4 protein-coding genes are annotated in these 7,388 nt (G+C 38.2%); 2 read left to right on the forward strand and 2 right to left on the reverse strand.

The genetic code is table 11. The features are described 5' to 3' along the window. The first annotated feature begins 8 nt into the window (after nt 1-8). Both SAZ04_RS12190 and SAZ04_RS12195 read left to right on the forward strand, forming a co-directional pair. A complete protein-coding gene (locus SAZ04_RS12190) occupies nt 9-2,690 on the forward strand; it encodes a CotH kinase family protein (protein WP_332695465.1) in 2,682 nt (893 codons plus the stop codon). A 23-nt stretch (nt 2,691-2,713) separates the two neighbouring features. Continuing rightward, the gene (locus SAZ04_RS12195) at nt 2,714-4,840 is read left to right on the forward strand and encodes a leucine-rich repeat domain-containing protein (RefSeq protein WP_332695467.1); all 2,127 of its coding nucleotides are present in this window, start codon (nt 2,714-2,716) and stop codon (nt 4,838-4,840) included. 66 nt (nt 4,841-4,906) lie between these two features. Here the strand turns inward: SAZ04_RS12195 and SAZ04_RS12200 are convergent, their stop codons facing one another. After that, nucleotides 4,907-5,596, reverse strand: coding sequence for a DUF4956 domain-containing protein (locus SAZ04_RS12200; RefSeq protein ID WP_332695469.1), 690 nt, complete (start codon nt 5,594-5,596; stop codon nt 4,907-4,909). A 15-nt stretch (nt 5,597-5,611) separates the two neighbouring features. Further along, nucleotides 5,612-6,361: a polyphosphate polymerase domain-containing protein gene (locus SAZ04_RS12205; RefSeq protein WP_332695471.1), complete on the reverse strand. Its 750-nt coding sequence runs from the start codon at nt 6,359-6,361 to the stop codon at nt 5,612-5,614. Between the last annotated feature and the right edge of the window lie 1,027 nt (nt 6,362-7,388).

Raw genomic sequence — 7,388 nt, forward strand, 5'->3', positions numbered from 1 at the left:
ACAATACATTGAAATCATATATACTGCTACCGATTATCGGAGTATTCGCTATTTGGATAGCATCTTTCTTTATGCTCCAAGCCGACTCTGCAGACCGATATCAAATTACAGACGACCATTTAAAAGAAGTTATCTATACAAAACTGCAAATAGAAGATGATGAAGAACTAAACTCACAACGATTGAAAGAAATTACGTCATTGAACCTTTCGAATGAAGGAATCAAGGACATTACCGGGTTAGAGCATTTCACTAACTTAGAGACGCTTAATTTATCGGGCAATCACATTACAGAGTTTGAGGAGCTTACCAAACTTAAGCAATTAAAAGAATTGGATCTTAGTTTTAATAAGATTGAAAGTATCGATCCGCTCGAAAGAATGCCGACAATCGAGAACTTGAATCTGGAGGGCAATCGGATTACCTCAGTTCAGCCATTAAAGAAAATGGCTAGCTTGCTTGCCTTAGAAATGGCCGACAACCGCATTCGTACTATTTCTGCACTTTCATCTTTAGTTTATTTACAAGAGCTTGACCTTCGCGGAAACTATGTAAATGACATTTCAGCGCTAGAGAACCTGCCTAATCTCAGGACACTAGACGCTCGCTATAATTTCATTACAGACTTATCGCCACTTGCTAACATGTCATTACTAACGGAAAGACTCCTTTTAAAGGGAAACCAACTTCAATCTGTTAAACCTATTGCTCATTATTACGATGCAATCTCAGAAACAGATCTTGGTGAGTTACCTTTATTGATTGAGCTTTCTGAGCGAGGTGGTTTAAAAGAAAATGCTGTTACGATTGAGCTTTCCCTTCCGGTCGATTCAGATGCTGTCATTCATTATACAACGGACGCATCAACACCTGATGAAAACGCACCAATCTACGACGGACCTCTTGAACTTACTGAGTCCAGTGTCCTTAGTGCTGTTAGCATCTCTCCTACAGGAGACCGCGGAACGGAAGTACGTGAAACGTATTTAATTCAAGAAACACCGAACTTACCAATTATTTCATTAAGTACTGATCCAAGAAATTTATTTGACGAGGAAATTGGCATTTATATACCTGGGGATAATTTTAATCCTGCCTTAGACCGAGCGACTTCCGGAAACTATGCCATGACTGGCCACGATTGGGAAAGACCTGTGAAAGTTGAACATTTTGATGAGTCTGGGGATCTTGTTCTTTCAACTCATGCCGGCATGAGAATACATGGCGGTGCCTCAAGAGCATACGATCAAAAATCTCTGCGCCTCTATGCTAGAAATGAGTATGGAAATAATACTTTTAATTACTCTTTCTTTGGTGATGATAAGCGTCACCTATACAAACGCTTGCTCTTACGCAACTCAGGTAATGATTACAACAGCACGCTATTTCGAGATGCTTACCTTCAATCTTTAGTGAAGGATGAAATCAATGTAGAAACACAAGACTACAATCCGGTCGTTGTGTATATCAATGGCGAGTACTGGGGAATTCATAATATTCGAGAACGCTTTGACCAACATTACTTTGAACGAGAATTAGGTATACACCAAGATGATTTAGACCTTCTTGAAAAAGAAGGTGAAATTGAGCAAGGTCGTAATGCACATTGGAATTCAGTTATAGAGTATATCCGCGAACATGATTTATCCGAAGCGAAGCATTATGAGCAAGTAGCTGAATGGATTGACCTTGATAATTTCATCAATTACAACATTACTGAAATATTCGTTCGAAATACGGACTGGCCTGGGAATAACCGTGTATTTTACCGAAATCGAAAAGAAAATGATCCTTGGAAACATGTGTTGTTTGATCTTGATTTTGGATTCGGCCGTTTTGGTGGGCCTGATGCGTATCGTCACTATACATTACAAATGGCAACAGAAGCAGGACAAGATTCAATGCCAAATCCTGATTGGTCTACTCTTGTCTTACGTTCATTAATGGAAAATGATGAATTTCAAACTGACTATATTAATCGATCCGCTCATTATCTTAATACATTATTTCATCCTGAGCGAAGTGTGCCACTTCTAGAAGAAATGGCTATAACGATTGAACCTGAAATCGGACATCATATTGACCGATGGCAACATCCTAGTTCATACGAAGATTGGGTTACTCATCTTAATCGAATGAAACAATTTGCGATCGAGCGACCTGAGTTTATGTTTGCTCATTTATCTGATTACTTTAACCTCCAAGGCTACGGGGAAGTAGAGCTAGATGAAGCATTGCGGAAACAACTAAGTGTTAATGGCTACTCATTGTGGAGAGACGATTTACCTGGCAATCATACCTTCCGCTTTATGACGAATGTTCCATTATCATTTAGTCATACTGACACGATAGGACGGATCACCTCTTCTAATGAAGAGATTGTCCAGGTAGTAGGTAACGACAAAGTCATCCTTCTTGAGAAAGGCGAGGCTACACTTGAACTATTTAATAAAGACGATCGCTCACTTGGTACGGTCAGTATTACGGTCTCACATTACGAAAAAGATCAGATCGCTTTATCAGTTGGGGAACACACATCATTAGCTGACGGAAGTTGGTTAACGAGTGATGAGGAAACGGTTGCCATAGACGGAAGGACCGCAACTGCCCTAGTGCCAGGAACGGCTCTATTAACAAGAAAAGAAGGAACAGACATTATTGAACTAATTACCATTCAAGTCACTGACTGACGTAATTTGAGGAGGATTAATTAATGAACAGACAATCATGGACCGTATTAATAGGCATAATTGTCTTGCTACTAGGTGGATGGGGCGGAGCATATATCTTCGTCTCCGACACTAGAGTAAACTTTGCAGATGAAAACTTTAAACAAGGGGTCATCGCATCTCTAGGTTCGGAAAGGCCACTGAAAGAGTATGACTTACAACAAATTACAACATTAAACTTACGCGGGAGGCAGATTGAAAGTCTAGATGACTTACGACATTTTCCAAACCTTCAACAATTAAATGTTCGTGAAAATGCGATTCAAGATTTAGAACCTTTACAGTATACTCCGAACCTAGAAGAGTTAGATATTGAGGAAAATTTTATCGTCGACTTATCTCCATTAGCATCATTAACTCGTCTTAGAACATTAGATGCTGAAACTAACCAAATTGAGTCGATTGAACCGTTAGCGAATCTTACCGGACTTGTCGATTTAAACTTGCGTAACAATCGCATTACATCACTTGAACCATTAGAGAATTTAACGTATTTAGAAATCCTTAATGTCCGGGACAATCAAATTGAGGATATTAGCACCTTGCAGCATTTATTTCGTTTGCAAGACCTTAACCTTCGTAATAATCTAATTACTGATTTCAGTCCTTTACAAGACTTACAGGACCTAACCGAACGTGTATATGTCCGTGGGAACCCATATGAACGTGAGCCAACGCTCGATCTATTGTACGATCAAGTGAGAGACGTAGATTTTGGAGACCCGACCTTACAAGTTAGTGTTTCAGAAATGAGCGGAACCTATGACTCCCCTATTGAAATTCGGCTTGAAAGCCAGCGTCAAGGAGTCATCCGCTACACGTTAGATGGGAGCGAGCCGACTCTTGCTTCTAATGCCTATAGCGCTCCAATTACTATTAATGAAACAACAACCGTTCGAGCTAAATTATTTTTAGCAAATGGAGAAACGGGAGAAACAGCCACTCGTACGTATTTGATTAACGAGTCTGTAACTGGCGCACCTCCCATTCTCTCTATATCCATTGACCCCGCTCACCTCTTTAATGAGAAGCGGGGCATATATGTTCCGGGTGAACATTTCGATCCTACTGCATCCGTTCCAGAATTAACAGGCAATTATATGATGCGCGGATCAAATTGGGAAAGACCGATTCAGCTTAGTTACTTCGATCAAAACGACGAGACAAGTCCATTCCTTACGCAATCTGCTGGCATACGTATGTATTGGGGTGATTCTTTAAACACGGAGCGTAAATCATTCCTTCTTTTTAGCCGAGGAGAATACGGGCAACATGTTTTTTCCCCTTCTCCGCTCCTTGCAAATAACAAGCGAGGAGATAAACGCTTAGTTGTCAGTCACGGTCAAGACGATGATTTGACGTTCATTCGCCAATCACTTATTCAAGAAACAGCTAAAGACATGAATGTAGCAACGAAGGAATCCAAACCCATAACCCTTTTAGTAAATAACGAGAATTGGGGACTATACCATCTGATAGAACATTATGATCATCATTATTTTGACTTAACTTATCAAATTGATCCACGTCAGCTAGATTTACTTGAAAGCAATGGAAAAACGTTGTCTGGCAAGAGAGATTCATTTGATGAATTGGTAGCCTATGCTGTTGATCATTCCTTACAACAATCTAATCATTTTGAATTTATCAAATCACAAATCGATCTAACTAGTTTGATTGATTTCTTTATTATCCAAACATATTTCCAAAATAGTGACTTAACGCAATCAACCTATTGGCGTGATCGTGGCGGTGATAATTTGTGGCGTTGGGCGGTTACGAATGCGAAAATAGATACTACCGATCAATTAAGAAATCTAGATGATTTTCTCACCTATCATGAAAAAAATGAGCTTGTGCAATTGCTTCAAGCTCTGCTTGAAAATGAACAATTTAAAACTCAATTTACTCGTCAATATATGGAAAGCTTACATTCAACCCTTTCCCAAAAAAAGCTTTCAAGCCTAGCCAACCAACTGCAACAAAACATCGTAGATTCAAACGCAAACCTCCCTTCATCAGTAGAGGAGTGGGAACAGGCTAACGAGGAGTTACGTCTATACTTTAAAGATCGTACTGCTGACATCCAAGAACAACTCCTCTCATTTTAAAATGAAAAAGCATGAGTTCTCGATAAGAGAGCTCATGCTTTTTTGACTAGTGTTTGTTTTTTAATATTAAAACGTCTGTGACGGCATAATAATCGATACTTTTAAGTTTGCATTATGCTCTCTTATCGCATCAATAATCGTTTTGTCAGATACACCTTCCTTAGGCACGATTGTATAGGTTAACTGATACATTGTCCCTAAATTTGTTGTCTCTACTTGAAGCAGCTTATGCTGAGCTAGATACGTAGCAAAGATCTCGTCAAATACATCGTCATAATGCATGTTCTCTGGGATTGTCACTTTTAATGTTTTCGCGGTTTCGTCCTTTGCCCCGTAGTCAACAGCATAAAGGATATAAATCAGTAATGATAACGTAATAGCAAATAAAACCGCTAATGTATAAAAGCCAAGACCACATGAAATCCCTGCAGCCATCCCAAAAAAGATAAACGCAATATCTTTTGGATCAGCCATAGCACTTCTAAAACGAATAATCGAAAACGCACCAACTAAACCGAAGGCAACAGCGATGTTATTCCCAATTACAATCATAATGACGGATACGACAACAGACATAATGATGATCGTTTGCACAAATGTCTGTGAATACTGACCGCTTTTATGCGTCTTTTTATACACCCATGTAATTAATAAGCTTAGCAAAAAACTAAGAGCGATCGCAGCAAAAGCTTCCATTATCGCTGTACGCGTTGTGAAATCCGAGAAATACTGTAGTTCATTAAAAAACTGGTTCATGATAATCTCCTCAAACTAAATTGTCACTTCTTCTTTCGTTCGGCTAGACAAGCTTGTTTTTTCTGTTAAGTCCGAACTCGTACAGAACTTTGAAACACTGTCTTTCGGACATTCATATTCACTTAACAAACGTGATAGCCATAATGGAACACTGTGCGTAACCTTTACTTCCATAATAACTAATCCTGGATCAACAAAATGTTTCCCCTCTGGTCCATTCTCTACACGCAGTTCATCTTCTCGACACATTAAATTATAATCGAATGTTACTCTCAAGTCATCCTCATAAAGTCCATGAAATGCTTGACGATCATACGAAACAATGACACGTGGTTTAAGATCATACAGAGATTTGAATGCGTCTACCTCTTTCAACGTTTGAGGATTACTTAAATCATAAAAATCCATATGACTTGTATTCCCGGTATCCAAGTAGTGATAGGCATCACGTAATGTAATCATCGTCCGACGTTTATTTACAACATTGTTATACTTTTGCTTTATTTCTAAGAAAGAAGCACCATCAAGGGTAGCATGATCATAAACGCGTAAACGTAATTTCTGTCTGAACCTAAGCTTATTACGCGTTTCATAATAAATCTTCTTATCATCGGAGTCAAAGTATAAACTGACGATATTGTAACACCCATTTTTTCCAAATTTATCATAGCGCATTTTTTCTAATAAATAGGGAACAATTTGTTGGTAGACATGATATGGTATTAAATATTTAACTTCATACCGGCTAAATACTTCTAGCGCCATAGATCAACCACTCCCTTACTTTAAAAAAACGTAATAAAACCTTTACAAAAACTTAACATAATAAGTAGTATAACATTTGCTGTTTTAGATTGTCATTACATATAGCATGCTTTTTTCTAGTAATACGACTTAGTATCTCTAAAAAGACGAGTTACCTTCATCATAATTGCGTATTCTCTACAGTAAATATTGTTTGAGTTGCTAAAAGTTGTGTCAAAGTGGTGTCTGTCCCGACTAAGCTGGGCATGTGAAAACGCAGAGCTACAGCACCAAAAAGCCAACCAGCGTCGCTGATAAAAATCGCTTCCCGTTGTTATATTTTCAAATCATCACCATTTTTTGTTTTTTGACAAGCTAAAATTTAGAAAGAATAGTAGATAAAGATTTTCTCGGAGGTATATTTAATGATTACTAGTTTTAATTTTCCAAATGCCTTTAAAACGTCATCACTTTGCCAACTTACTAAACCACTCCATCCAAGGATCAGGTCTACCATAACGCTTTGAATAATACAAAACCAAGGATCTGCCCCAATGCCTCATTCCAACTATCGCCAACACACGGCGTCTAACTCCAAACCCTCAATGTCATCCCAACATCACACTTTCGTCAAACAAATCGGGGGCTGCCCCTTAAATAAAAGATCAGACCCTTTCACCTTACTCCTCTTCTTCACCTGTCAAAGATAATATATATTCAACAAGAGCTTCTTGTTCTTCACTTGAAAATCCAGCTTTCTCATCAATCCAAAATTCATGTCCAATCCCTTAAACATTTCATCACTCTCATCATCATTACTCCTTACGAAAGATTTCATCTTACCTTTCCACTTTTAGAGATTTTTATAAGTGAGACTTGGCATTTAGAATTAATGAAACCATCAAAACAATATGCCAATTTGTTTGTATTGAATAAGTGGCATAAAAAAAGAGCTAAATCCATAGGATTTAGCTCAGGCTGTTGAGAAAGTGTTCTCAACAGCCTGTTTTTTTTGTTTTTAAATCCGATTATTCAAATGGATATAGTA

The organism is Halalkalibacter lacteus (genome assembly GCF_036663595.1).
GTDB lineage: Bacteria > Bacillota > Bacilli > Bacillales > Bacillaceae_D > Halalkalibacter > Halalkalibacter lacteus.